This is a genomic window from Pirellulales bacterium (genome assembly GCA_036490175.1).
Classification (GTDB): Bacteria; Planctomycetota; Planctomycetia; order Pirellulales; family JACPPG01; genus JACPPG01.
Map to the genome: position 1 here is coordinate 1 of DASXEJ010000384.1, position 24,656 is coordinate 24,656.

A 24,656-nucleotide genomic window follows, 5' to 3' on the forward strand; every position below is an offset into this window, starting at 1 on the left:
TGCTCGCCACCCTGCGCCGCCGCAGTCTGCGACAAAAGGTTTTTGAACTACGCCTGGCCGGCCCGGGCTCGCGAAAAATACGACAACTACTGGAATACACCGTCACAATGGCGGCGTAAAACTGCAAAAGTCGAACTTAGAGAACATGCGATTGCCGTCCTCGAGTGTCTTGCGCGCGGCCTCAGCGTCGGGTGGAGTGGGTTTGGCGCTCGGATTGAGCGGATCGAATCGGTAGACGTAGTCAATCGTTTGCATCGCAGACCGCCTTCATCAACGGGTCGGGGATTGCATGCCGCGGCAAATCGAGCTGTTATTCCGCTTGTACCCTTCGCCGTATTCTTCGCGCAGCCAGCACAAACCGTTGCGAAAAAAGAAGTTCCGTCTCCCTATCGAGAACTCGCGTCAGCAATGTTCAGGGAGGACGAGCGGGTTGACGGCTGGCGCTCGCCCCACCGCACCGCGGTGCCACACCTAAGTCTACACCTCGGTTCGTGTTCGGACCAGAATTGGCCAGAAACTGCGGAATTTAGAACGGTTAGTCGACGGACTAACAGGAAAATCAACGACAGAAGACCGGCAGTCGTCGTCCGCAACGGACCATCCACTCCGTGGTTCTACTCCGGCTTTTCCCTCATCTGGTATGCTCACAATCGAACGTGCGCTCCAGGAGTTGGGTCGGTCCGGACTGACCGTTCGCTCGTCGGGCAAGGATGAGCGTAGGGCATCGAGAGGAGGAGCATCGTATGAAATGGATTTTGATCGCCAGCGGTGGTGCGGCCGGTTCGGTGCTGCGCTACGCCGTGCAAAGCGCGGTAAATCGATTGGCGTACGTCAACTTTCCATTCGGCACTTTGGCGGTGAACGTTGTCGGCTGTCTGTGCATTGGGTTGCTAGCGGCCATGTTCAACGGTCCCGTTCTCGTACGCGAAGAATACCGCGTCGGGTTGACCGTTGGCGTACTAGGAGGCTTCACCACGTTTTCGGCATTCGGGCTCGAAACGTTTCTGCTGGCCAACGACGGACAGTTACGTTGGGCATTAGCAAACATGGTCGGCAGTTGTATGTTGGGCTTGATGGCGGTGTGGAGCGGCTATCGCCTGGCCGAGTATTGGTTCGGCGTTGCCTGAGCGACATGGCAGATGAATTCCCAAGAGTCTGAGCGAGATTCCGCATGAAAACTCCCGAGGAAGGTTATTTGCTGCGCGTCTTCATAGGCGAAAGCAACAAATGGCATGGCCGACCGCTCTACGAGGCCATCGTGCTCAAGGCACGCGAACTGCACCTGGCCGGAGCCACCGTGTTCCGCGGGCCGATGGGCTACGGCGCACAGAGCCGCCTCCACACGGCTAAAATTCTACAGCTTTCGGAGGATTTGCCGTTTGTAGTCGAGATCATTGATTCCAAGGAAAAAATCGATGAGCTACTGCCGCACATCGACGAAATGATACAAGAGGGCCTGGTCACACTGGAGCCTGTGCAGGTCATCAAGTATCGTGCCAGTGATCACCCCAGCTGAAATGCCCCCGCACCGTGAACAACCTGCAATGCAAGACGAAGCTGCCTACATCTGCGACGCGTGTGGCGAGGAAATCGTCATCCCGCTCGACCTTTCGGCAGGCGAGAGCCAGCAGTACGTCGAAGATTGCCCCGTCTGCTGTCATCCCAACGTGATCCACGTAGAACTCGACCGTGAGGGCGAACTTCGGATTTGGGCCGAGGCGGAATGAGCGTTTGACCGCGCATTTCCTTTCACACATCGAGCGCGAAACAAAGATTCCGTAGTACCGCCAAACGTCTTTAACCCGTGCGATTTTTCGACGGGCAATACTTCGGCACCGCGAGAAAACCATTTGTGCCGCATATCCGTGCCGTCCATAATGGCTTTCATCGAAGCACGGCTACCCTGAGCTTGGTCGTCGTCAATGGGCAGTATCCCATGGGCAAGATTCTCATACGCTTTCGCGTCCGCGAACTTGCGGGCAGCGAGCATCAGATTTGGACATATGAGTGGGGCGGACGATCTGACACACAAATAGCGACGGCTGGGCCGAAGCCCCGTATTAGCTGGCAACGGAAATTGCTTGCCATACGACATCGGCGCCGTGCCGGTGCGAGCAAGAAGTGGGATACGAGAGAGTTCGATGGACCCCATTCCCAAGCCAACCGAGGAACGCACACGGACCGAGCGTGGTGAAACCACCGACGGGCATCGACATGAGCACGTCGATCGCACGCAGGTCAAGTCGCCGGGCCGTGAGCCAGCGTCCGCGGTTCCGGCAGCGGCGCACATGCCCTCAATCGACGGGCACAATGATGGGCAAGGCCGCGACGCTGGTCGCGGACACGACGCCACTTCAATTTTAGGGATAACTGATCCGGCGTTGGCTGCCGAGATCGCTGAGCTCAACGAGTGCTTAACTCGCATCGAGCACGTGCGCCGCGCGGCTGGAGATGCCACTGCGGGTGCAACTGCCCGGCAATTTAGGAATCTGGTGCCAGGGATCGAGGATGGTGGCGCCCGCGATCCAGTTCACGTCCGGTCGACCCCCAGTGAGATTGACGATCAAGCGGTCCGGCAATTCGGCCGCTTCGAGATCGTGCGAGAGCTAGGGCGGGGAGGATTAGGTGTCGTGCTGCTGGTGCACGATCCGGTATTGCAGCGGCGGGTGGCGCTCAAGATCCCGCGGCCCGAGGCGCTTTTGACCCCTGACTTGCGCCAACGTTTCCAACGCGAAGCGCAAGCCGCCGCGCGGCTCACGCATCCGCATATCGTACCTGTGTACGAAGTGGGAGAGATTGGGCCCATTTGCTTCATTGCTTCGGCGTTTGTCGAAGGGGAAAGCCTGGCCGCTTGGCTCCGCGAGCGACCCCATCCGCTCGACGCACGCCGCGCCGCCGAGTTAGTTGCTGACCTGGCAGACGCTATGCATTACGCTCATCTCCAGGGAGTCTTGCACCGTGACCTGAAGCCCGCCAACGTACTATTGGAGCGAAGCGACGCAACCGCCGAGGGATCAATCGTATCGCCGTTGGTGGCGAAGATTTCGGACTTCGGCATGGCAAAGATTGTCGATTTGGCTGGAGACGAAACGCGCACGGGCGCCATTCTTGGCACTCCGGCCTATATGGCTCCGGAACAGGTCAGCGGGAGCCATCAGCAAATCGGTCCGGCGATCGACGTCTATGGGCTGGGCGCCATTCTGTACGAACTCCTGACCGGCCGCGCTCCGTTTTGTGGCGACTCGGACGCGGCCATCCTGGCGCAGCTTGTAACGGACGACCCTCCGGCACCGCGCCGGATAGATCCAAGATTGTCTCGCGACCTGGAGGCGATTTGCCTGCGCGCACTCGAAAGAAATCCTACGAAACGCTACGCCTCCGCTGGCGACATGGCCGCCGACTTGCGTCGTTTCCTAACGGGTGAGCCCACCTCGGCGCGACCCTTGGGATTTGCGCGACGGGTTGTAAAGTATGGGCGGCGTAACCCTCTGGTCGTGGCACTGGCCTCGGTCATGATTGTGGCGTCACTATCGATCGCGGGACTGGCAGGGGCCTGGGTTTCCGATCGCGTGTCGGCCTCACGCGCGATTGCTACCGCGCAAGTGGCTGCCGCAATTGCTGACGGAATCGAACGTCAGCACCAGTACGCATCGCATATTCAACATGCCGCCGACGCGCTGCGACATGGCAATCGCCATGAAGTGCTGGACTTGCTTCGCCAATGTCAATCTCTCGCCCGCGAGCCAGTCTCTTGCGGCATTGAATGGGATTTTCTGTGGGGTCAGGTAAATCGAGGGGAGCGAACTTTAACCGGGCATCCGCGCGGGGTTTCCGCCGTCCGTTTTGCTCCGCAAGGAGATCTGGTTGCTTCGTGCGGAAAGGATAGCCGTATCATCCTTTGGGATACCAAGAACTGGACCAAGCGCGCGGAACTGAGCTATGCCACAAACAAAGACGTCTCGGTCGTCGAGTTTTCACCCGACGGATCGTTGTTGGCCGCAGGCGGGGATGATGGACGGATTGTCGTATATCGCGTCGGCAATTTGGCCGTCATCTATGACGAACCGGTTGTCGACGGCCGCGTCTTTGACCTGACTTGGGTGGGTGACAATAGGCACATTGCCGTGGGGGGCGACGGCACGGTTTTATCGATCATCGATCCGGTTTCCCATGAACATAGGCGCAAACTTCTGCAAGTTTCGACCGAGGGCCGGCCGCAAGGCTACGGTCATCCAGATGAGATCAGCGTGTTGGCTTATCTGCCAAGCCGGCAAGCAATTGTTGCCTTCTTGAGTCCGCCGACGGTTCATATTGTCGAGCCGGATTCCCTCGCCAGCATCGCTCCCTCGTCACTTGTCCATCCACTTGTCGGAGTCGCATGCACGATTCCGGTCGGACCGGGTTATTTTGCGACCACGAGCGGAGTCGGTCCCATTGAGGTTTTCGATGCGCGCGACGGGGTAGTTGTGGCCGCATTGGAACTGGCCGGTCACATCCAATCCATGCGCTATTCAGCGGCGACCGATAGGTTGGTCGTAGGGTTCCGCGAAGGCGCGATGCAGATGATTGACTTTCAGGCGCTTCTCAGCGGGCGCCCCTCAACGGGACCACGGCTCTGCGCGCACAACGACCGCACTGAGTCGCTCGATTTTTCGCCGGACGGAGCGTGGCTGGTGTCGGGCAGTCGCGACGGTGAAATCAAGCTGTGGCGAGCTTCCACGTTCAACGATCCGGTCGACGTGCCCATCGACGGCGCGCCCGAGGCCATCGAGTTCTCTCCTTGCGGCCGCTGGTTTGCCTTGACCACCAAGTCCGAGGTCGGCGCCTGGCGAATGCAGGTATTGGATGCCCGGACTGGAGTCTTGATTTGGTCCGCCAGTGTCGCGACATCGCCCAATCCAGTATGGTGCGCCAACGCGAGGTTCTTTGCATTTGCCCCGGAGGGGGACGAAATCGCCTGTGCCGAGGGCTCGGTAGTTCGCACCCGGAACGTACGCACTGGAAAGACGAATGCCACACATCCGCTACCCGCGAACGATTCTCCGGCCAGCGTCGCCTACTCACCAGACGGACGATTTCTCAACGTGCAGTGGCCGTATACCAAGACTTTGGCATTAGATCGTGTTTCGGGCATCAAGTCAGAGCAATCGCAAGGCGCCTCAAAAAATGGCCTGGGGATGCTCCGTACGGTACGTGGCGAGACGTTGTTAGACATCGAGCCATCGCACAATCTGACACTGCGAACGCCATTTTCCAGGGAAGCTGTCGCGACATTGAACGGGCCGACAGAAGCCGTGAGCCGCGCCGTCGTGTCGAAAGACGGTCGATTTCTTGCCAGCGGCGGACGCGAAGGCATCGTTTACTTTTGGGACCTAAGCACCCCCAGCTTGCGAGGCAAGTGCGTTGGCCACGAGGCCGCGATTCGCGACCTTGTCTTTTCACCATCTGGGCATGCCATTCTCAGCCAAAGCGACGATGGGACCGTTCGACTTTGGGATCTGGCAACCCGTGCGGAGTTGCTGCGATTCGGTACGAAGCAGCAGCCCGCTATTTCAATGGCGCTGCATCCCTCGGGCAAGGTATTGGTGCTAGGCGTCGAACAAGAGCACCGATACGGCCTGCAAATCCATCGTCTGGGGCCTGATCGAGACTTGCTCGAACACGTGGTAGCGACGACATTCGGCGGTGAATGAACGCCGCAGCGTTCATAGTAAGTACCGAGCGAGCGCCGCCCAGGACGAACTACCGCATCGCGTGGCACCGCGCGCCGACTAATCGTCGTCCTTCACCGCCAGCCGCACGTCATCAATGCCCACCGAGTGGCCGGCATCCATCACCATCACGGCGGCGCCATGCGAGGCTTCGCTGTGCCCCACGACCAGCATTCGTTGTGGACCGTCGCTACCGCGTGTGGCCTGACGCAGCTTTGCGGCAACGTCAATGGGGGTCATGGCGACGGCCTCCTCGACCCATACCGTGTCATCGGCGTCTATGCGAACGACGACGAAGTCTCCGTCCTTCTCAAAATCCTCAACCGTACGACGTGCGGTGGCCTTGCCCGTGGCACCGGTGGGCGGGGCAGGGGCCGGCATTTCGATCGAAGCCTGCTGTGAGTTGAACGACGTGAGCATAAAGAAGATCAATAGAAAGAATACAATGTCGACCATGGCCGTCATGTCGATCATCTCTTTGAATTCGAGCCGGCCTGAGCCTGATCGTCCGAAGGGGGGACGCGGACCCGTCGGGCGCTTCTTGACGGTCTTCGCGTCCGTCTTCGCCGGCGATGGAATCAATCCGGACCCAGAGCGGCTGATCGACATGCTCGATCCCGGCGGCAACGGCACGGTTAGCGTGGCGCCACAGCGCGGACACTGTCCTTTACGCCCTGCGTGAGCATCGGCGATCTTCAGACGGCGATTACAGTTTTGGCAATGAAAGGAAATCATGGGGAGGTAGGAAGCAGCTGTCGGTCACCAGTAATCAGGCGCCCACGAAAAGAACTCGTACACCGAAGTCAATCACGCCCTACCGACTACTGGATACTATGGGTCAATCTTTCTCCATTACGGCAAAGTTGAGCTTCATATCTTCGCTGGCCGCGGCGACCGCCGAGCCAATACGGGCGTCGGTCCCAAGCGAAACGCCTTTTTCCGCCTTCACGATTACGTTCTTGCGACCCTCTTTCAGCGCCTGTTGCACGGCGGATGCGATTCTCTCATCCAGCTGAGCATCGGGCACCAATTCACCCGATCCGATCTCGCCGATATAGACTTGCGCACGGTCGCCCTTTCCTTTGGCGACGACACTGATCAAGAGCGATGTCTCCATGTCGGCGGCCGTGACGTGCGTGGCCATCGGCAGATCTAGCTCGGCCAAAGCCGTGGCGAGCGAGGTCAAGAGAAAGAAGATGGTGAGCATGAACACCAAATCGATCATGGCCGTCATGTCGACGTGCAGATCGAGCTCCTCGTCATGCTTGCCCGTGAGGGAGCCGCTGCTGAAACTCGATGCTAGGGAATTCATGCTTGACATGGTTAACTCTGTGCATGGCGAGCGTTAGGACGCTCTACACGGGCGGTCGAAAGCGCCCCAACAACCGCAGCAGCGCATGGCTAAGCGTCTCTTGTAGGTCGCGGATTCTCATATTCAAGCTGTTCGCCACATATCCCAACGGAATCGCCGTCCCCAATCCCATCGCGGTGCAAATCAGCGCCACGGCAATTTCGCTGGCAATCTGTGCCGGCTGAACCTTAACCCCGGTGCCAATCAGCCCGAACGCCGCCATCATGCCCAGCACCGTGCCAAACAGTCCCAGCAACGGACCGTTCCGTACCACGGTCAGAATCCAGTTCACGCGATTTTCCATCGGCACGAGCACGTCACGCTGCAAACGCTCGGAGACGACTTGCCGCAGGTCGTCGGAATCGAGATCGCGGTTCATCAACACGATCCGCGTCAATTGCGGAAGTGCCCTGGGATCGAGTTCGCAGCGTTCAATAGCCGCGTCAAAATCTCCGGCGGTGATCGTGTCATTGATCTCGTTGAGGAATAGCTGCTGCTCTTCTTCGTTGCGAAAACGCAGCTCGCGGAGCCGCCGCCAGACCAGGATCGCGCAAAACAACCCCCACAGCAGGTTGAGCGCCAAAAACCCGTAGGTGGCGTCCCCCAGCATCTTGGCCAATGAATTAACGTTCATTTACAATATCCCTGTTCCGCAAGAACATGCCGCGTCCGGATCCGCTCCGCGCCTTGCCGCCAAACTGCTCTGCGGGCGCCGCCAACCTCCCCGCCGGCCACGCGAGGGCTGTGCATGCATCATGCACCGTCTAAACTTGTTGAGCAAGAACGCTCCCTGCATTTTGACATGCGGGACACCAGAACGGATAGCCCACCCATGCTCTGGTTACACCGATCAACACACTGCATTCCCGTGCTCTCATCCGTTCGAGGCCGATCAGTCGGCAAGGGCCGAGGGGGTATCTGCCCGAGCCGCCAAAATGGCAATCGTACCGATTGGAGTGCCGCGCTATTAATGTTCGCCATAGTGTTTTCGGCGGCCACGGCCCTCGCCGCTGCGGATCGGGCCGATCGTTACCTGGCCGAGCCCGACAGCTGGTTCCGTTCGCTCCAGGGACGACAGGTTCTGGAAAATGTTCTTTCGTTCCAGACCCCTCTCGGAAGCTGGCCCAAGAATATCGACAATACCTCGGCTGCTTTTAAAGGCGACCCCTCGACACTGAAGGGGACTTTCGACAATTCAGCCACAACCAGCGAACTGCAGCTTTTGGCGCGAGCACATAGCGTCGCGCCCGATGCCCGAATACGAACGGCCTTTATCAAAGGTTTGGATCACATTCTGGCGGCTCAATATCCGCATGGCGGCTGGCCGCAGCGATTTCCCCCTGGCGACGGGTACGCGCGCCACATCACATTCAACGACGACACGATGGTCCGACTAATGAACCTATTGCGGGACGTGTCAAATACCGACGACAAGGCACTGGTCGACGATCGTCGTCGTGAGTTGGCGAGTCAGGCATTCGATCGTGGCGTGGATGGTATTTTACGCTGTCAGATTATTGTCGGCGGCACACCGACGGCCTGGTGCGCGCAGCATGACGAAAATGACTTTCGTCCTCGGCCGGCCCGCACGTACGAACTCGCCTCGCTGAGCGGTTCAGAAAGCGTGGGTATCACGCGGCTTTTAATGAGCATCGACAAACCAAGCCCAGATATCATGCGCGCGGTGGAGGGAGCCATGGCCTGGTTCGAGAGCGCCAAACTCAGGGGGTTGAAGGTCGAATATCGCGACGACCCGCGGGCGCCTCGCGGCAAGGACAAGGTCGTGGTCGAGGATCCAAGCGCCGGTCCGCTGTGGGCGCGATTCTACGACATCGAAACGAATCAGCCGATCTTTGTCGATCGTGACGGCATACCTAAAAAACACTTGTCCGACATTGGCTACGAGCGCCGCAATGGCTATGGCTGGCTAGGCACTTCGCCACAATCGCTTTTGGAGACCGACTATCCCAGGTGGCGCAAGCAATGGGCAAACAACAATTGATTGCCTTGACGAACATTTCACGATAGCCGCACATTCGGCAATATGCCGTGTCACGAAGCCGGGGCGACCGATCCGTAATAGGCGTTCGTTGTTATTCCCGCACGATCGTGGACCATTTGGGCAATCGCGTCAACTTCGGCGTCGGTCAGGGGCGTGACGGTCGCCTCGGCCGGCGGGCGGGCCACGGTATAGATCTGTACCCGACTGAGCTTCCCGCCGGACAATTGGATTTCGTTCAATCGGTCGCAAAAGGCTTCGAGCTCAGCCATGGTCGGTGCGTGGCCGGCGATCCTCATAAACAACGCCTGAATGACGAGTGGCCGCACCTGAGCCGCCGCAGTGATGTTATCGAGAATACGCCGAAACGGGACCGTGGTCCGCTCGACCAGGTGATAGTACGCGTCGGTACCGGCTTCGAGCTTGGCCCAAATCTCGCCCTGGTTCTTGTCAAGAATCGCAAGGCCGCGCGCGACAGCCGGACGATGAAACATGCTGGCGTTAGTGATCAGCACCATCTTGACGGTGTCGAGCTTATGTCGCTGCTTGACGGCGGCGCAGGCTGCGACGATCTCGTCGAAGTCGCGATACGTTGTCGGCTCGCCGTCGCCGCTAAAGGCGATGTCGTTCAGCCGACGTAGCGCCACAGGAGTTTCGCGAAAGCGTGCATGCTCGAACAACTCGCCACAGACCACGAGAGTGAGCATATGGTCCAACTCGGACAGCAGTTGCTCGATGCCCACAAATCGCGTTTCGCTCGCGCTCACGCGATCGACCTGGCAGTAGATGCAATCAAAATTGCAGATCTTGTCGGGATTCAGGTTCACCCCGACCGATACGCCGCCCGATCGCCGACTAACGACCGGATAGACAAAGCGATTGGTCTCGAACGACCGCGGATGCTGCGTAAACAGCTTCTCGGCTTCGCCGGGCAAATTGTTCGAGGGAGCCATTTTGCCACCCGACGAGAAACCGCACCTGCGAACTAGCCCAATCGCCGCAGTTGCGAAAATTCGTCCATTGTGACCGTCGTCAGCGAGCCATCGGCGATCTTGAGAACGATCAAATCGCTGAACGCCTTGTCGTCGACGTTGCGGCGAAAGTGCAAGCCGTGACGACGCCGCTCGAAGCTGACGACTTCGCCTACGGTCTTCGTCGTCCAGGTCCGTATCCCCACCTTGACTTGATGCAAAACTTCGACACGGTTGCCGGGCTTTAGCTCGTTAACCGCCTCGCGAGTCGTAATTTCGGTCATCGCCGTCGTAGGCTCGTTCGTCATCACAAAACATCCAGGCTGGAGGGAGAGCATTGGCGGCAGCATTGGCACCACCAACATGTCTTATGGCTATTGTCGCCGGGCACGCCCCCCTGGCAAGACCATCGTGCGTATCCTGCGGGTCGACTTAGACTTCCTTCGACTTGATCCAGCTCATTAAGCGTCGCAGTTGCCTACCCACCACCTCGATCGGGTGACTCCGCTCCATGCGACGCGTGGCCTTGAAAGCCGGGGCGTTGGCCTTGTTCTCCAGTATCCACTCACGGGCGAACTGACCGTTCTGAATTTCCTTGAGAATCTTCTTCATTTCGGCCCGCGTTTGGTCGGTGACGATACGCGGTCCGCGGGTGTAATCGCCGTATTCAGCCGTGTTCGAAATGCTGTAACGCATGTAGTTCAAACCGCCCTGATAAAACAGGTCGACGATCAACTTTAGCTCGTGCATACATTCGAAATACGCCATCTCGGGCTGATAACCGGCCTCGACCAACGTCTCGAAGCCCGCCTTGACCAAGGCGCTGACCCCGCCACAGAGCACAACTTGCTCTCCAAAGAGATCGGTCTCAGTCTCTTCGGCAAATGTGGTCTCAATGACGCCGCCACGGGTGCCGCCGATACCCTTGGCGTAGGCCAGTCCCAGTTTGCGAGTCTCGTCGCTTGCGCCTTCACCAAGCGCGATCAGGCAGGGAACGCCGCCGCCCGCTTCGAATTCGCTCCGCACCAGGTGGCCAGGCCCCTTCGGAGCAACCAACAGCGAGTCAACTCCCTTGGGCGCTTCGACCTGACCGAAATGTACGTTGAAGCCATGCGAGCACATGAGAATGTTCCCCGGCTTCAAGTGGGGACGAACATTATTGCGAAAGATATCTCCCTGCACTTCGTCCGGCAGGAGCATATTGACCATTTCGCCTTTTTCGGTAGCTTCTTCGACCGGCATCGGCTTGAAGCCGTCTTTGATCGCCAAATCGTAATTCGCGCTACCGGGACGCTGCCCCACGATCACAGTGCACCCGCTGTCGCGTAGATTCAAGGCGTGGGCATGCCCCTGCGATCCGTACCCAAGGATGGCAATCGTTTTTCCCTTGAGCAAGGCGAGGTCAGCGTCTTTTTCGTAGTAGATTTTCGCGGGCATGTCGTGATGTTCCTATGTGCAGGGAGGTTTATGGTTTGATGCACCGATGAGATGGTTCTAGTCGGTGTGCTAATTCTCGGTTTATTCCGGCGACTCAATTCGTCACTCGCACGGCGCGTCAGGTCCGGACACCATTCCTACGCTGCCGACACACTCACGCAAAGTCGGACGGCGTCGCATCGAAATTGCGGCCCGTGGGAGACCGGCGATCAATCGTGCTGGTCGAGTTCCCGCGGACCATGGCAATTCGACCCGTGCGAACCAACTCGCGAATGCCAAACGGTCGCATCAACTCGATGAAGGCTTCAATCTTTCGCTCTTGGCCCGAGATCTCGACAACCACGGCCTCGGCGGCGACGTCAACCACGCGACCGCGGAAGATCTCGGCCAATTGATGGACCTCATTGCGGCGAGCACCGTCGGTGGCAGCCACTTTGATAAGCATTAGATCGCGCTCGACAAAGTTCTGCGAGCTGATATCGTCGACCACCACCACCGTGACGATCTTAGCAAGTTGCTTGCGGACTTGTTCCAGTACGCTGTCATCTCCCATGATGACGAATGTCATGCGGGAAAGTTGCGGATCTTCGGTCTCGCCCACGGCCAGACTGTCGATGTTGTAGCCACGCGAGGCGAGCATGCCCGAGATATGCGCCAGTACCCCCGGCACGTTCTGTACCAGCGCCGATATTACGTGACGCATGACCAATCCCCTGAAAAGTAGCTGATAATAGCCCCGCCGCGACGCACGGGCAAGTCCTGGCGGGTTGCCGCCGGGGGACCGCTCTGTTAGCCTCGAAAGTTTACGCTTCTTCGTGCTTTCTTGCCTGGGAGCCGCATGAGTCACGCAGGTCCAAAAGCCGGCAACGGTCATGCACGGACTGCCGAGTTCATCCGGCTACGCGGAGTGCGGGTCCATAACCTGCGCAACCTGGATCTGGATATCCCCCGCGACCGCCTCGTTGTCATTACGGGACCCAGTGGCTCGGGAAAAAGTTCGCTGGCCTTTGATACCTTGTTTGCCGAAGGCCAGCGGCAATACATCGAAAGCCTGTCGATCTACGCCCGGCAGTTCCTGCACCAACTCGAACGCCCTGACGTCGACCTGATCGACGGCCTGCAACCCACCATTTCGATTGATCAGCAGGCCGGCACGCAGAATCCGCGCAGCACGGTCGCCACGGTTACCGAGATCTACGATTACCTGCGGTTGCTCTTTGCTCGAGTAGGCGCGCCGCATTGCTATCGGTGTGGATCCGCCATTCGCCAACAAAGTCCCGAGCAGATCGTCGATGCGCTGGTGGCGATTCCCGAGGGAACCAAGGTCGTGCTCCTTTCCCCCTTGGTGCGCGGCCGAAAAGGGCAGCACCAGGAAGTCTTCGACGCGATTCGAAAAGCGGGCTTCGTGAGGGTCCGCGTCGATGGCATCGTTTACGAACTGGATGCCGTCCCGGCACTCGCCAAAGGGCGGCAACATACGATCGAAGCCGTCGTCGACCGGCTAATCATTCGGGACGGCGTGCGACCACGCGTGGCAGAAAGCGTGCAACTGGCTCTCCGCCACGGCGAAGGACTGGTCATGACGTCCGCTTTGTCCCCCGGGGCCGATTCAAAAACGGGCACCTGGCAAGATTCGACATTCAGCACCGAGCACGCCTGCAGCGTCTGCGGGCTCAGCTACGAAGAGTTGGAACCGCGCACGTTCAGCTTCAACAGCCCCTACGGTGCGTGCCGCAGCTGCGAGGGGTTGGGTGCGGGCGTGGCCTTTGACCCCGATCTGGTCGTGCCCGACCGTAGCCTGTCTCTAACGGCCGGAGCCGTTGCACCCTGGCGCGGAGCAGCGGCGGCCGTCACGGCGCGGCACCGGCGCGAAATCGCACCATTTGCCGCGGCGCAAGAGTTTCGTTGGAATACGCCACTCGAATCGCTCACTACAAAGGTTTGGGAGGGCTTTCTTTATGGCGACGGGTCGGATTTTCCGGGCCTGCTCGGCATGCTTGAACGAGAGTTCGCCGGTGCCACTACGCCCGCGGCGTTACAGCGATGGGAGAAATACCGGGGCACGGTCATCTGCCGCGCTTGCCAAGGGTCACGACTGCGACCCGAAGCACGCAGCGTGACAGTCGGAGATCGCGCCATCCACGAAGTGACGCACCTGACCGTCGAGGGGGCCAAATCGTACTTCGCGGACCTGTCGTTTCCAGCAACTTCGGCTGAAATCGCCGAGCCCATCGTTACTCAGATACAGACGCGGCTCGACTTTCTGGCCAATGTCGGTCTCGACTATCTCACGCTCGATCGTGCGGCAGATTCCTTAAGCGGCGGGGAGCTACAACGCATTCGACTGGCCAGCAGCATCGGATCGGGTCTGGTCGGCGTGTGCTACGTCCTGGACGAACCCTCGATCGGCCTGCACCCCCGTGACAACGAACGCCTCATCCACGCGCTTCGCACTTTGGAACAACAAGGCAATAGTGTGCTAGTGGTCGAGCACGATGAAGCCATCATGCGGGCCGCCGACCATCTGATCGACCTGGGGCCGGGAGCTGGCATCGCCGGTGGCGAATTGGTGGCGCAGGGGACACCGACAGACGTCTGTCACATGCCGCAATCCATCACCGGACGATATTTATCCGGTGCAGATGTTATTCCCATTCCGCAGCGACGCCCCGTCAATGTACGGCGATCGATCACGATCGAGGGTGTAACCACCAACAATCTGAAAGACGTCAACGTGTCGTTTCCGTTAAGCGCATTGGTATGCGTAACGGGTGTTAGTGGCTCGGGCAAAAGCTCGCTCGTCAACGAGACACTCGTACGGGCGTTGGCCCGACGATTGCACGGTACCGGCGCCAAGCCAGGCCCACATTGTCGCCTCACCGGCGTCAGCGGCATCGATAAGCTAATCGAGATCGATCAGTCGCCCATTGGTCGCACTCCACGCAGCAACCCGGCCACCTACACCGGCATCTTCGACGAGATTCGCAAGGTATTCGCCGGCACCCGCGATGCCCAACTGCGCGGGTTCAAGGCCAGTCGTTTCAGCTTCAATGTCAAAGGCGGGCGCTGCGAGCATTGCCAGGGGCAGGGTCTGCAAAAGATCGAAATGAACTTCCTGCCAGACCTCTACGTCCCCTGCCCACAATGTCACGGCGACCGTTGGAATCGCCAAACGCTGGAAGTGCGCTACCGCGGTCGTTCGATCGCGGACACCCTGTCGATGAGCGTCGACGACGCGCGAACCTTCTTTGAGAACTTTCCGGTAGTCCACCGGGTACTATGCTGCCTGTGTGACGTGGGCCTGGGATACTTACCGCTTGGCCAGCCGTCGACGACGCTCTCGGGCGGCGAGGCGCAGCGGATCAAGCTCGCCACCGAATTGTCCCGCAACGACACTGGAAAGACGTTCTACGTGCTCGACGAACCAACGACGGGGCTGCACTTCGACGATGTCCGCCGGCTGCTCGCTGTTCTTGGTCGTCTCGCGGATCTCGGTAATACTGTCGTGGTCATTGAGCACCACATGGACGTAATCAAGTCGGCCGATTGGATCATCGACCTGGGGCCCGAAGGTGGCGAAGCCGGCGGATACGTCCTCGCCACAGGCACGCCCGAGCAAATCGCTGGACTTGCAGAAAACGAAACGGGCCGCTTCTTGTGCAGTTCGCTGGCGTTCACGTCCGATCGCGACGGAACCAAATCTGCTGCTGCCCAACCGATAATCGGCCCCTAGGCGAACCGTAAGCGGCGATGACGCGTGGAATGAATATCGCGCCATGAGATCTGATCCAAAATCCAAGCGCAAGCAAGTCAGCCCCAAAGGGCCGTCGCGCCCTGCCAAGGGGCAATCCACGGTCGGCCCGCGCCGCGCGGCATTCGTTTGGTCCTGGCCGACAGTGCTCGCGGCACTGACGTTGGTTGTCCTGGTTTTGGCGACATACGCTCCCGTTGCGCAAAACACGTTTATTTGGGACGACAACGACTACGTCACGCACAATCTTACGCTTCGGTCGCTGCCGGGATTGCGTTCGATTTGGTTCTCGCCGTTTTCCTTGCCGCAATATTATCCTCTGGTACACACGACTTTCTGGGTCGAGTATCACCTGTGGGAACTCGAACCGCTCGGCTACCACATCGTCAATGTCCTGCTGCACACTACCAGCGTGTTGCTATTGTGGCGATTGCTCGTCCGTTTAGAACTCCCCGGCGCCTGGCTGGCGGCGGCCTTGTTCGCCGTCCATCCCGTCATGGTCGAATCCGTGGCTTGGGTCACAGAGCGCAAGAACGTCTTGTCGCTGGCGCTCACGCTGGGGTCGATGCTGTGCTATCTCCGCTTCGCACCCGCTACGAAGGAGGAGGGGGGCGCATCGTCGCGCGCCGTGGCTTGGACGAACTACGCGCTGGCGTTTGTGCTGTTTGTGCTTGCTCTATTGAGCAAGACTGTCGTGGCTACAATGCCTGCGGTTCTGCTGGTGATCTACTGGTGGAAACGTGGCAACGTCGGCTGGCGCGATGCGGTACGACTGCTGCCGTTTTTTGTCGTCGGCATTGGCCTGGGCCTTGTGACCGCCTGGCTCGAGCGCATTCACGTGGGCGCCGAAGGGGCCGACTGGTCCTTTACGCCCATAGAGCGTGGGCTGATTGCTGGCCGGGCCGTATGGTTCTACGCTGGCAAGCTCGTTTGGCCTTATCCGATCATTTTCTTTTATCCCAAATGGGATATTAGTGCTGGCCTGTGGTGGCAATACCTGTTCCCCATGGCGGCGCTAGCGCTGGTCGCGGCACTGTGGCTGGTGCGGGGACGGATCGGTCGCGGGCCTCTGGCGAGTGTGCTGATCTTTGGCGGTGTGCTCGTGCCGGCGCTTGGCTTCTTAAACGTTTATCCTTTTCGCTATTCGTTCGTCGCCGACCATTTTCAGTATCACGCCAGCCTCGCGATACTCGCGCTTTCAGGCGCTTCGCTGGCGTCGATGGGCCAGTCGGTCGCAGACCTCTTTGCACGAACAACAACGGACGACACCACGCCCGCTCCGATCATCCCACGGGCACGACGGGCGCTACTAGGGCTACCGTCGGCGATGCTACTAATTTCACTCGCTGTACTGTCCTTTCGTGGAACTCACGTCTATTTCGATCTGCACTCGCTCTATGGAGATATTATCGAGAAGAATCCGAATGGCTGGGCGGCACATTTGAATTTGGGCGCAAAGTTGCTTTTCGAAGGCAAGAAAGACGAGGCGATGGAACAATTTCGAATCGCCCTAGAACTCAGTCCCAAACAGCCCATTGCGCATACTAACTATGGAGATGCCATATTCGATCTCGGCATTCGCAAGGGGTTCGAGCCCGGTCAGCTTGATACGGCCCGGGAGCATTTTCAAACAGCCATGGATCTGGAGCCCCGATGGATGCCCGCCTATGTTGGCCTCGCGAAGACGCTCATTCGCGAAGAAAAATATGATGAAGCGATGAAGTATCTCACTCGGGCGCTCGAACTGTACCCGAATAACCCACCAGCTCTGGAAACGATGGGCGCGCTATTGATCAAAGAGAAGAGATGGCTCGAAGCGATCGACTACTATCAGAAAGCCCTGGTCCATCGGCCGAATCTTGCGCAAAGCCACCACGGCCTCGGTCTGGCGTTGCTGAATCTGGGGCGCACCAGAGAAGCACTCCCCCATCTGGAAACATCATTGATACTCGATCCCGACTCCTATGAGGCGCAGTTTGCTTTGGCAAACGCCCTGATGGACTTAAAGGAATTCAGAACCGCAATCGACCGTTATAACGAGGCGATACGCATTAAACCTGACTATCTCGATGCCTTGAGTAACCTGGCCGTGGCCTATGGACAAATGGGCGATGCCGACCACGCCATCGAATACTGCGAAAAGGTCCTGGCGATCGATCCCGATTTCAAGAGCGCCCAGACGAACTTGGAAAACGCCCGCGAATTGAAACGACAACAAGCAGAGAAAAAGATGGCCAAATAGCCTGTAACACGACTTCAGCATCCAGGAGTTGTTTTGGGATTATCCAACCACCCCTCTAGCGCATCCAAACCTCATGCCTCCATATACTCATCACATCTTCATCTGTTGCAATACGCGTAAGCCAGGGCACGATCGTGGCTGCTGCAATCCCGACGATGACGAGGCGTTGCGAGGCGCCTTTCAGGCGGCATTGAAGAAACGCGGAGTCCCTGGCCTGGTTCGAGCCAACCGCGCCGGTTGCCTCGATCAATGTGAGTACGGCCCGACCGTCGTAATCTATCCCCAGGAAATCTGGTATGGTCGCGTCAGTTGCCAGGACGCTGCCCGCATCGTCGACGAGACAATTATCGGTGGCAGGATCATCGACGAATTGGTGATTCCCAACGCCTGTTTGAATACCAAGGGCAAGGTGCCGTGGCCGGCGAGCTGACCGCGTCACAGGTTGCAACAAAAACACGTGCTGCATGATTACCCTTCACAACCAAACAACTTGCTCCGTTTGAAAATGGGAGACGACGTTCAATGACGGATGAACCGCAGCGGCGCACGTGGTTAGCGAACGTGGGCCTGCTCGTCGGTCCGATATCCGCCATGCTGGTTTGGTGGCTGTGGCAAGTTGACGGTACGGACGCTGGCCAACGTGAAATGGCCGCGGCCGCGGTGTGGATCGTCATCTGGTGGTTGACCGAAGCCCTGCCTCTGGCAGCCACGGCACTTCTGCCGCTGGTGTTGTTTCCTGCACTGCGCATCATGCCCGCCTCGGCAGTAGCCGTTCGTTATGGCGATAGCCAGATTTTTTTGTTTTTGGGGGGCTTTCTGATCGCGCTGGGGGTCGAGCGCGCCGGCTTGCACCGTCGCGTGGCACTGTCCGTTGTCGCGGCGATGGGAGATAGTCCGCGTCGTATCGTGCTTGGATTTACGCTGGCCACGGGACTGCTCTCGATGTGGATGTCTAACACCGCGACGGCACTATTAATGATGCCGATGGCCACCAGCGTTCTGGCCCGCGCCGACGAGCTGGGGCGCGATTCTCGCATTGTTCGAAGATTGTCGATCGCTCTGATTCTGGCCGTGGGCTATGCGGCCAGCATGGGGGGCATCGCGACCTTGATCGGCACGCCGCCCAATCTGGCGTTTCGCCAGATCTATGTCGAGCACTTTCCGAATGGTCCCGACATCTCCTTCGGCGGCTGGATGCTACTATGCACGCCCCTGTCGCTCACTCTATTGGGTTTTTGCTGGGTGGCGCTAGTTTTCTTTTTGCACCCTTTGCCGGCCGACGAATTCTTCGGCGGTCGTGACGCGATCGCCGAAGCACGGCGTCAGCTCGGTCCGATGTCTGCCGCCGAGCGACGGATGGCGTTGATCTTCGTCAGTACGGCGCTGGCGTGGATTTTACGCGAACCAGTGTCCGGCTGGGGCTGGGCTCCGTGGTTGGGATTGGGACGTCAGGCGACTGGTGGCACGCTAGTTGACGATACGACCGTGGCCATCGGCATGGCGTTACTGTGCTTTATGCTCCCCAGCCAAGGCTGGAATGGCCCGCCGTTGTTGAATTGGCAATCAGCCGCGCGGGTTCCGTGGGGAATCCTGATTCTATTTGGTGGCGGTTTGGCGCTGGCCGAGGGATTAAGTGCCACTCATTTAGATCGCCTGTGGGGAGGCTGGCTGGGCACCTGGTTAGCCGGTAAGTCGCAATTCGCCGTGATCTCGGCCGTGACGTGCGGCATGACGGGATTTACAGAAATTGCCAGCAACGTTTCGGCCGTGCAAATCAGCATGCCGTTATTGGCTGAATCGGCGCGGCAGGTCCCCTGCGATCCCCGACTGCTCATGGTGCCCGCGACACTGGCGGCAAGTTGCGGTTTCATGCTGCCGGTGGGCACGCCCGTTAACGCGATCGCCTATTCGACGGGCCGCCTGCGGATGCGCGACATGGTCCTTGCTGGCCTAGTTATGGACGTCGTCAGTATTGTGCTGATCGTGACTTTCGTAACGGTGCTGGGGCGGCTGGCCCTAGGAATCGACTTCGACGGCCTTCCATCTTGGGCTGCCAGCTAGGCAAACCGCTAGAAACGGCCGCAGTACTTCTATGAAGGAGTGCGCGACGTCGGGCCCGAAACTCTTGTGCCAAGGCCGTTTGAGTGGATCCCCTGGCCTAAGCTTCGGATAGGCAGAACCGTGGGTCCGGTTCCAACGTCACGCCCGAAAGGCGAGTTCTGTCCACCTCTTCGACTGTTCGCCAAGGAGTCTTTGTGCGCGCGCTCGTCTTAGCCGTCTCTATGATTCTGTTTCTGCCAGCAGTCACCGCGGCGGCCGATTCGCGACGCACTGTCGAATTGGAAGTCGGCGGTCAGCGGATCGAGGGGACGCCGCTGACGATGTCCAGCGCGGGCGTCGAACTCTTGGGCCGCGACGGCCGACTGTGGACGTTCGCACCTCAGGTGGCGCGCGACGTCAAGCAGACCGGCTCGTCGTTCCACAGCTACCCCATCTCGGTGCTGAAGGGACGACTGCAGTCCGAAATAGGCAAGGACTTTCGCATCGTCAGTACCGGCCACTACCTGGTCGCGCTGCCCGAGGGAGTGCGCACCAATTGGGCCGAGCGGTTCGAGGAACTTTATCGCTCGTTTGCCCTCTATTTCTCCGTGCGTGGGTTTCGCATGCGGGAGCCAGAGTTTCCGTTAATCGCCGTCGTCTGGCCCGACAAAGAGTCCTTCATGCGCGCGGCCCGCAGTGAGCGCGGCGCCGTCATGCCGGGCGTGTTGGGTTACTATTCGCAAATTACCAACCGCATCATGCTGTACGACGTGGGGGGGGGACATGGCGATGCAGATGACTGGCGGCAGAACTCGGCCACGATCATTCACGAGGCCACGCATCAAACCGCCTTCAACACGGGAATCCATCAGCGTTTCAGCGACACGCCCCGCTGGCTCACCGAGGGGCTGGGCATGATGTTCGAGGCTCCCGGTGTTTGGAACTCGCGCGCGTACACCCGCCGTCAGGATCGTATCAACCACGGTCGTTTCGATTACTTCCATACCCGATTGGCAGCCATTCACAAGCCCGAGCTATTGCAACAAGTGGTCGGCTCGGACCGCCTGTTCTCCATGGATCCCTCAGCCGCTTATGCGGAAGCCTGGGCCTTCTCGTTCTTCCTGGTCGAGACGCAACCGCGGAAGTATTCCGAGTATCTTGCCCTCACCGCGCGGCGGCCGGTAGGGCAGCCGTATTCGTCTGCCAAACGGCTGGCCGACTTCACGTCGATCTTCGGCACAGACTTCCGTATGCTCGATGCCCGCTTCCTGCGATTCATGGCGGAATTGCGATAGTGCGATAAGCACGGCAAATAGTGGCGAACGCTTGCCGTCCCACTGGCTGGCCATCTTGGCGTCAGGACGGTGCGGCTGGCCTTACGGCCAGGGAACTGTGACGTCATGTTGTCGTTTTCATCGCCTGCCGACCCTACCTGAGTCGCCCATTGCGACGAAATCGGATCGATAAAACACCATAACTCATTGATTTAATTACCTTTACATTGCATATAGTCCCTTACGATCCGGAAAGGGTCCAGTGGCGGTCGTATCGCTTTTTCAGGAAAGCTGCTTGACTCCATTCAGCTGCTCTTCTACTCTTACATTTCTGATTTCGATGCTAGTTCAGCACTCTATTCGTTTATTTTATTCCATTCATGCCCGTCCACCTAAAGTCGCTCAAGGTCTTTTGCGACGTTGTGCGGCAGCGGAGCTTCTCGCGCGCCGCTGACGAAAATGAGATGTCGCAGTCTGCCGCCAGCCAAGTCGTACACCAGCTCGAAGAGCGGCTCGGCGTCAAATTGATCGACCGCTCCAAGCGGCCGTTTGTCCTCACCCCCGAGGGAGAGGTCTTTTACGACGGTTGCCGCGGAGTGATGGAACGCTATGGGACCTTGGAGGATAAGGTTCGCACGCTCCATCAAGAAGTTGCCGGATACGTACGCGTGGCGTCGATTTATTCGGTCGGCCTGCACCATATGAACCGGTATCTGCAGGATTTCCTCAGTCACCACCCCAAGGCCAACGTACGGCTGGAGTATCTCCATCCGCACCGCGTTTTCGAGTGCATCGAAAACGACCTCGCGGACCTCGGTTTGGTGAGCTATCCGAAGTCGTCGCGCACCGTCACGGCCATTCCCTGGCGCGAAGAGCCGATGGTGCTGGTTTGCGCCCCCACGCACGAGTTGGCCACACGCGAAACGATCAGCCTGAGTCAATTGCACGGCCGGAAACTGGTCGGATTCGACAGCGATTTGACGATCCGGCGCGAAATCGATCGCGTGCTGCACTTGCACCGAATTGAAGTGCAATTGGTCATGGAGTTCGATAATATTGAGACGATCAAGCGCGCCATCGAAATCGATGCCGGTGTGAGCCTGCTCCCCGAGCCGACTGTCTTGCGCGAAGTCGCGGCCGGCACGCTGGCGGCGATACCGCTGGATACCGATGAATTAGTCCGACCGCTCGGGATCATCCATCGACGTGGAAAACAACTCAGTGCGACAACCTGGCGATTTGTCGAGCTTCTGAAACGAGAAGGGGACCGCTTGCCGGCAGAGACGGCTGCGGGCCATCCGGCGCACGGCGCCGTGGCACAGAGTGCGTTGACTCAGGGTGCGTTAGCACAACGCACCAAGAACGGCAAACCCCCGCATCAAACCGCCGGCGAAGCGAGGTCGCAAAGAAGCGCCTCCGCCGGCCCCCCTCCCGGGCGTGGCACGGGAAATGGAGATTCGCAATCGCTGGCCGACTGCCACACGGCCGAGAGCACAGTAGGATAACGCGCGATGGCACCCAAACCGCGAAATACCGGTCTACCCGCTCGCGAAGGGCTCTATGATCCCGCGCAAGAGCGCGATAGTTGCGGAGTCGGCTTCGTCGTCAATATGCACGGTGAGGCCAGCCACCAGATCGTGCGCTCGGGGTTGGAAATCCTGGTGAATTTGACGCACCGCGGTGCCTGTGGTTGCGACCCTTTGACGGGTGACGGTGCAGGAATCCTCACGCAGATTCCCCACAAGTTCTTCCAGGCGAAGTGCGCCGAATTAGACATCAAGCTCCCGGCGGCGGGCGACTATGGCGTGGGAACCGTCTTTCTGCCTCCGGATTCCACACAGCGGCAGGCATGCCAGAACCGCCTGGACGAACTGATTGCCGCCGAAGGACAACGACTGCTCGGTTGGCGCGATGTGCCGATCGACAATGCGCATATCGGACAAACAGCCCGCGATGTCGAACCGTTCATTCGTCATGTGTTCATTGCGCGCGGCAAAGACACCCCGCGTGACATGTTCGAGTGGAAGCTTTACGTCATTCGCAAGCAATTGGAGTCATCGATTCGCGGTAGCAGCCTGTCTCAGAAGGCCTACTGCTATGTGCCGACGTTGTCGTCCCACATCATCGTCTACAAGGGGCTGATGCTGGCCGATCAGGTCGAGTTATTTTACGGCGACCTGGCCGACGAGCGCTTTGTCTCGGCCTTAGCTTTGGTGCACCAGCGGTACAGTACAAACACGTTCCCGACCTGGGATCTGGCTCAGCCGTTTCGTTACCTCGCACATAACGGCGAGATCAACACCGTGCGCGGCAACGCCAACTGGATGCACGCCCGGCAGAGCATGCTGGCCAGCGATACGTATGGCGACGACCTGCGCAAGATTTTTCCTACTTGTACGCCCGACGCCAGCGATTCGGCGATGTTCGACAACGCTCTGGAACTCCTCGTTCTGACGGGGCGTTCGCTGCCGCAAGCTATGTCGATGCTCATACCCGAGCCCTGGGCCGGCCACGAAAGCATGCCGGACGACAAGAAGGCCTATTACGAATACCAGGCTTGCCTGATGGAGCCCTGGGATGGTCCAGCATCAATGGCCTTCACCGATGGCAAGGCAATCGGCGCGGTACTGGATCGCAACGGTTTGCGGCCCAGCCGGTACTGCGTCACCAAGGGGGGCTTGGTTGTCATGGCGTCGGAAGCGGGCGTGCTGAAAATACCCCCGCAAGACATCGTCTCGAAGGGGCGTTTGCGCCCCGGCCGCATGTTCCTGGTCGACACGGCCAAGGGCTGCATCATCTCCGACGACGAAATCAAGCACGCGCTAGCGGCACAACATCCTTATCGCAAATGGCTCGACGAAAACCAGCTCAATCTCAACGATCTGCCGAACGTCGCCAAGAAAAACGGACAGGCGACCAACGGGCACTCGGACGAACCGTCGCTCAAATTACAGCGCACCTTTGGCTACACGCTCGAAGACGTACGGCTGTTGATGATGCCGATGGCCATCGACGGCCAAGAGGCCATCGGTTCGATGGGCAATGACGCACCACTGGCGGTGCTGTCGGATCGGCCGCAGCTGCTCTACAACTACTTCAAGCAATTGTTCGCCCAGGTTACGAACCCTCCGCTCGACGCGATCCGCGAAGAGATCATCACTTCGATGATCACCACCATCGGATCGGAAGGAAATCTCCTAGAGGAATCGCCGGAGCAATGCCGGTTGCTGCGGCTCGACCGGCCGATCATTTCCAACGAAGAGTTGGCGCGTATCAAGGCTCTCAACCAACCTGGCTTACGTAGCCGCTCGTTGTCGATCTTGTTTCCACGCGGTGAAGGAGCGCGCGGGATGCGTCGCCGCCTCGACGAATTGCGCCGCGAAGCCTCACAGGCGATCGCCGACGGCGTCACGCTGTTGATCCTCTCGGATCGTGGTGTTAACCAGGGGTGGGTACCCATTCCGGCATTACTGGCCACTAGCGGCGTTCATCATCATTTGATTCGCGAAAAGACGCGCACCCGCTGCGGACTGATCATCGAATCGGGCGAACCTCGCGAAGTGCAACATTTTGCCCTGCTCACAGCTTATGGTGCCGGAGCCATCAACCCGTATTTGGCATTGGCCACGCTCGACCAATTGCTGGCCGAGGGGTACATCGCGGACTCTTACACGGTCGAGAAGCTGCACAAATCGTTCATCAAAGCCGGCGTGAAGGGCTTGCTGAAGGTGATGTCGAAGATGGGCATCTCCACCCAGCAAAGCTATCGCGGCGCGCAGATATTCGAGGCCATCGGTCTGAACAAGGAGTTCGTTGACGAGTTCTTCACCTGGACGGCCAGTCGGATCCAAGGTGTCGGCCTGGAGGCCATTGCCGAGGA

General features: G+C 59.0%; 21 protein-coding genes. 13 read left to right on the forward strand and 8 right to left on the reverse strand.

Features of this window, described 5'->3' with window-relative positions; translation table 11 throughout:
• Positions 1 to 102 precede the first annotated feature (102 nt).
• Positions 103 to 255, reverse strand: coding sequence for a hypothetical protein (locus tag VGG64_29550; protein HEY1603784.1), 153 nt, complete (start codon positions 253 to 255; stop codon positions 103 to 105).
• A gap of 488 nt (positions 256 to 743) precedes the next feature.
• Between VGG64_29550 and crcB the strand changes: the two genes are divergently transcribed.
• The 4 genes from crcB to VGG64_29570 all read left to right on the forward strand — a co-directional run bounded on the left by crcB (position 744) and on the right by VGG64_29570 (position 5,693).
• The gene (gene crcB, locus VGG64_29555) at positions 744 to 1,127 is read left to right on the forward strand and encodes a fluoride efflux transporter CrcB (protein ID HEY1603785.1); all 384 of its coding nucleotides are present in this window, start codon (positions 744 to 746) and stop codon (positions 1,125 to 1,127) included.
• Between the two features lie 44 nt (positions 1,128 to 1,171).
• Positions 1,172 to 1,516, forward strand: a complete 345-nt coding sequence (locus VGG64_29560) for a DUF190 domain-containing protein (protein HEY1603786.1) — start codon at positions 1,172 to 1,174, stop codon at positions 1,514 to 1,516.
• A gap of 28 nt (positions 1,517 to 1,544) precedes the next feature.
• A complete protein-coding gene (locus VGG64_29565) occupies positions 1,545 to 1,727 on the forward strand; it encodes a CPXCG motif-containing cysteine-rich protein (protein ID HEY1603787.1) in 183 nt (60 codons plus the stop codon).
• Positions 1,728 to 2,141: 414 nt separating this feature from the next.
• Positions 2,142 to 5,693 (forward strand): serine/threonine-protein kinase, encoded by a 3,552-nt coding sequence (locus VGG64_29570; GenBank protein ID HEY1603788.1) that lies wholly within the window; start codon positions 2,142 to 2,144, stop codon positions 5,691 to 5,693.
• 78 nt (positions 5,694 to 5,771) lie between these two features.
• On the opposite strand, the gene VGG64_29575 is transcribed toward VGG64_29570, so the two are convergent.
• Positions 5,772 to 6,176: a biopolymer transporter ExbD gene (locus VGG64_29575; protein HEY1603789.1), complete on the reverse strand. Its 405-nt coding sequence runs from the start codon at positions 6,174 to 6,176 to the stop codon at positions 5,772 to 5,774.
• Here VGG64_29575 and VGG64_29580 point away from each other — a divergent pair.
• A complete protein-coding gene (locus tag VGG64_29580; protein ID HEY1603790.1) occupies positions 6,175 to 6,393 on the forward strand; it encodes a hypothetical protein in 219 nt (72 codons plus the stop codon). The two genes, VGG64_29575 and VGG64_29580, sit on opposite strands and share 2 nt — an antisense overlap.
• Before the next feature lie 156 nt (positions 6,394 to 6,549).
• Here the strand turns inward: VGG64_29580 and VGG64_29585 are convergent, their stop codons facing one another.
• Together VGG64_29585 and VGG64_29590 are read right to left on the reverse strand one after the other, a co-directional pair.
• Complete coding sequence (locus VGG64_29585) at positions 6,550 to 7,032, reverse strand: biopolymer transporter ExbD (GenBank protein ID HEY1603791.1); 483 nt, start codon at positions 7,030 to 7,032, stop codon at positions 6,550 to 6,552.
• Positions 7,033 to 7,066: 34 nt separating this feature from the next.
• Positions 7,067 to 7,696 carry a MotA/TolQ/ExbB proton channel family protein gene (locus VGG64_29590; GenBank protein ID HEY1603792.1) on the reverse strand — a complete coding sequence of 210 codons (630 nt, stop codon included), beginning with the start codon at positions 7,694 to 7,696 and terminating at the stop codon, positions 7,067 to 7,069.
• Positions 7,697 to 8,032: 336 nt separating this feature from the next.
• On the opposite strand from VGG64_29590, the gene pelA reads away from it, so the two are divergent.
• Positions 8,033 to 9,064, forward strand: a complete 1,032-nt coding sequence (pelA, locus tag VGG64_29595; GenBank protein ID HEY1603793.1) for a pectate lyase — start codon at positions 8,033 to 8,035, stop codon at positions 9,062 to 9,064.
• 50 nt (positions 9,065 to 9,114) lie between these two features.
• On the opposite strand, the gene VGG64_29600 is transcribed toward pelA, so the two are convergent.
• The 4 genes from VGG64_29600 to ilvN form a co-directional block, all read right to left on the reverse strand.
• Complete coding sequence (locus VGG64_29600) at positions 9,115 to 10,014, reverse strand: radical SAM protein (GenBank protein HEY1603794.1); 900 nt, start codon at positions 10,012 to 10,014, stop codon at positions 9,115 to 9,117.
• Between the two features lie 32 nt (positions 10,015 to 10,046).
• Positions 10,047 to 10,340, reverse strand: a complete 294-nt coding sequence (locus VGG64_29605; GenBank protein ID HEY1603795.1) for a hypothetical protein — start codon at positions 10,338 to 10,340, stop codon at positions 10,047 to 10,049.
• Positions 10,341 to 10,464: 124 nt separating this feature from the next.
• The gene (gene ilvC / locus VGG64_29610; GenBank protein HEY1603796.1) at positions 10,465 to 11,469 is read right to left on the reverse strand and encodes a ketol-acid reductoisomerase; all 1,005 of its coding nucleotides are present in this window, start codon (positions 11,467 to 11,469) and stop codon (positions 10,465 to 10,467) included.
• A 154-nt stretch (positions 11,470 to 11,623) separates the two neighbouring features.
• Entirely contained in the window at positions 11,624 to 12,172 is a 549-nt protein-coding gene (gene ilvN / locus VGG64_29615) for an acetolactate synthase small subunit (GenBank protein HEY1603797.1), read from the reverse strand.
• A gap of 135 nt (positions 12,173 to 12,307) precedes the next feature.
• Between ilvN and uvrA the strand changes: the two genes are divergently transcribed.
• From uvrA to VGG64_29650, 7 genes are all read left to right on the forward strand, one after another.
• On the forward strand, positions 12,308 to 15,202 hold the full coding sequence (uvrA, locus tag VGG64_29620) for an excinuclease ABC subunit UvrA (protein ID HEY1603798.1): 2,895 nt from the start codon (positions 12,308 to 12,310) through the stop codon (positions 15,200 to 15,202).
• Positions 15,203 to 15,245: 43 nt separating this feature from the next.
• Positions 15,246 to 17,462, forward strand: a complete 2,217-nt coding sequence (locus VGG64_29625) for a tetratricopeptide repeat protein (GenBank protein ID HEY1603799.1) — start codon at positions 15,246 to 15,248, stop codon at positions 17,460 to 17,462.
• A gap of 73 nt (positions 17,463 to 17,535) precedes the next feature.
• Positions 17,536 to 17,892: a (2Fe-2S) ferredoxin domain-containing protein gene (locus VGG64_29630; protein HEY1603800.1), complete on the forward strand. Its 357-nt coding sequence runs from the start codon at positions 17,536 to 17,538 to the stop codon at positions 17,890 to 17,892.
• Positions 17,893 to 17,984: 92 nt separating this feature from the next.
• Positions 17,985 to 19,523, forward strand: coding sequence for a DASS family sodium-coupled anion symporter (locus VGG64_29635; GenBank protein HEY1603801.1), 1,539 nt, complete (start codon positions 17,985 to 17,987; stop codon positions 19,521 to 19,523).
• A 221-nt stretch (positions 19,524 to 19,744) separates the two neighbouring features.
• Positions 19,745 to 20,797: a DUF1570 domain-containing protein gene (locus VGG64_29640; protein ID HEY1603802.1), complete on the forward strand. Its 1,053-nt coding sequence runs from the start codon at positions 19,745 to 19,747 to the stop codon at positions 20,795 to 20,797.
• Between the two features lie 359 nt (positions 20,798 to 21,156).
• On the forward strand, positions 21,157 to 22,281 hold the full coding sequence (locus VGG64_29645; protein ID HEY1603803.1) for a LysR family transcriptional regulator: 1,125 nt from the start codon (positions 21,157 to 21,159) through the stop codon (positions 22,279 to 22,281).
• A gap of 6 nt (positions 22,282 to 22,287) precedes the next feature.
• Positions 22,288 to 24,656 (forward strand): glutamate synthase central domain-containing protein (locus VGG64_29650; protein HEY1603804.1); only part of this gene is annotated, 2,369 nt, incomplete at its 3' end.

Bases quoted from the DNA above. Each gene is read 5' to 3' on its own strand.
- VGG64_29550 (HEY1603784.1), bottom strand. From the start codon at position 255: ATGCAAACGATTGACTACGTCTACCGATTCGATCCGCTCAATCCGAGC.
- crcB (HEY1603785.1), top strand. From the start codon at position 744: ATGAAATGGATTTTGATCGCCAGCGGTGGTGCGGCCGGTTCGGTGCTG.
- VGG64_29560 (HEY1603786.1), top strand. From the start codon at position 1,172: ATGAAAACTCCCGAGGAAGGTTATTTGCTGCGCGTCTTCATAGGCGAA.
- VGG64_29565 (HEY1603787.1), top strand. From the start codon at position 1,545: ATGCAAGACGAAGCTGCCTACATCTGCGACGCGTGTGGCGAGGAAATC.
- VGG64_29570 (HEY1603788.1), top strand. From the start codon at position 2,142: ATGGACCCCATTCCCAAGCCAACCGAGGAACGCACACGGACCGAGCGT.
- VGG64_29580 (HEY1603790.1), top strand. From the start codon at position 6,175: ATGTCGATCATCTCTTTGAATTCGAGCCGGCCTGAGCCTGATCGTCCG.
- VGG64_29575 (HEY1603789.1), bottom strand. From the start codon at position 6,176: ATGACGGCCATGGTCGACATTGTATTCTTTCTATTGATCTTCTTTATG.
- VGG64_29585 (HEY1603791.1), bottom strand. From the start codon at position 7,032: ATGTCAAGCATGAATTCCCTAGCATCGAGTTTCAGCAGCGGCTCCCTC.
- VGG64_29590 (HEY1603792.1), bottom strand. From the start codon at position 7,696: ATGAACGTTAATTCATTGGCCAAGATGCTGGGGGACGCCACCTACGGG.
- pelA (HEY1603793.1), top strand. From the start codon at position 8,033: ATGTTCGCCATAGTGTTTTCGGCGGCCACGGCCCTCGCCGCTGCGGAT.
- VGG64_29600 (HEY1603794.1), bottom strand. From the start codon at position 10,014: ATGGCTCCCTCGAACAATTTGCCCGGCGAAGCCGAGAAGCTGTTTACG.
- VGG64_29605 (HEY1603795.1), bottom strand. From the start codon at position 10,340: ATGACGAACGAGCCTACGACGGCGATGACCGAAATTACGACTCGCGAG.
- ilvC (HEY1603796.1), bottom strand. From the start codon at position 11,469: ATGCCCGCGAAAATCTACTACGAAAAAGACGCTGACCTCGCCTTGCTC.
- ilvN (HEY1603797.1), bottom strand. From the start codon at position 12,172: ATGCGTCACGTAATATCGGCGCTGGTACAGAACGTGCCGGGGGTACTG.
- uvrA (HEY1603798.1), top strand. From the start codon at position 12,308: ATGAGTCACGCAGGTCCAAAAGCCGGCAACGGTCATGCACGGACTGCC.
- VGG64_29625 (HEY1603799.1), top strand. From the start codon at position 15,246: ATGAGATCTGATCCAAAATCCAAGCGCAAGCAAGTCAGCCCCAAAGGG.
- VGG64_29630 (HEY1603800.1), top strand. From the start codon at position 17,536: ATGCCTCCATATACTCATCACATCTTCATCTGTTGCAATACGCGTAAG.
- VGG64_29635 (HEY1603801.1), top strand. From the start codon at position 17,985: ATGACGGATGAACCGCAGCGGCGCACGTGGTTAGCGAACGTGGGCCTG.
- VGG64_29640 (HEY1603802.1), top strand. From the start codon at position 19,745: ATGATTCTGTTTCTGCCAGCAGTCACCGCGGCGGCCGATTCGCGACGC.
- VGG64_29645 (HEY1603803.1), top strand. From the start codon at position 21,157: ATGCCCGTCCACCTAAAGTCGCTCAAGGTCTTTTGCGACGTTGTGCGG.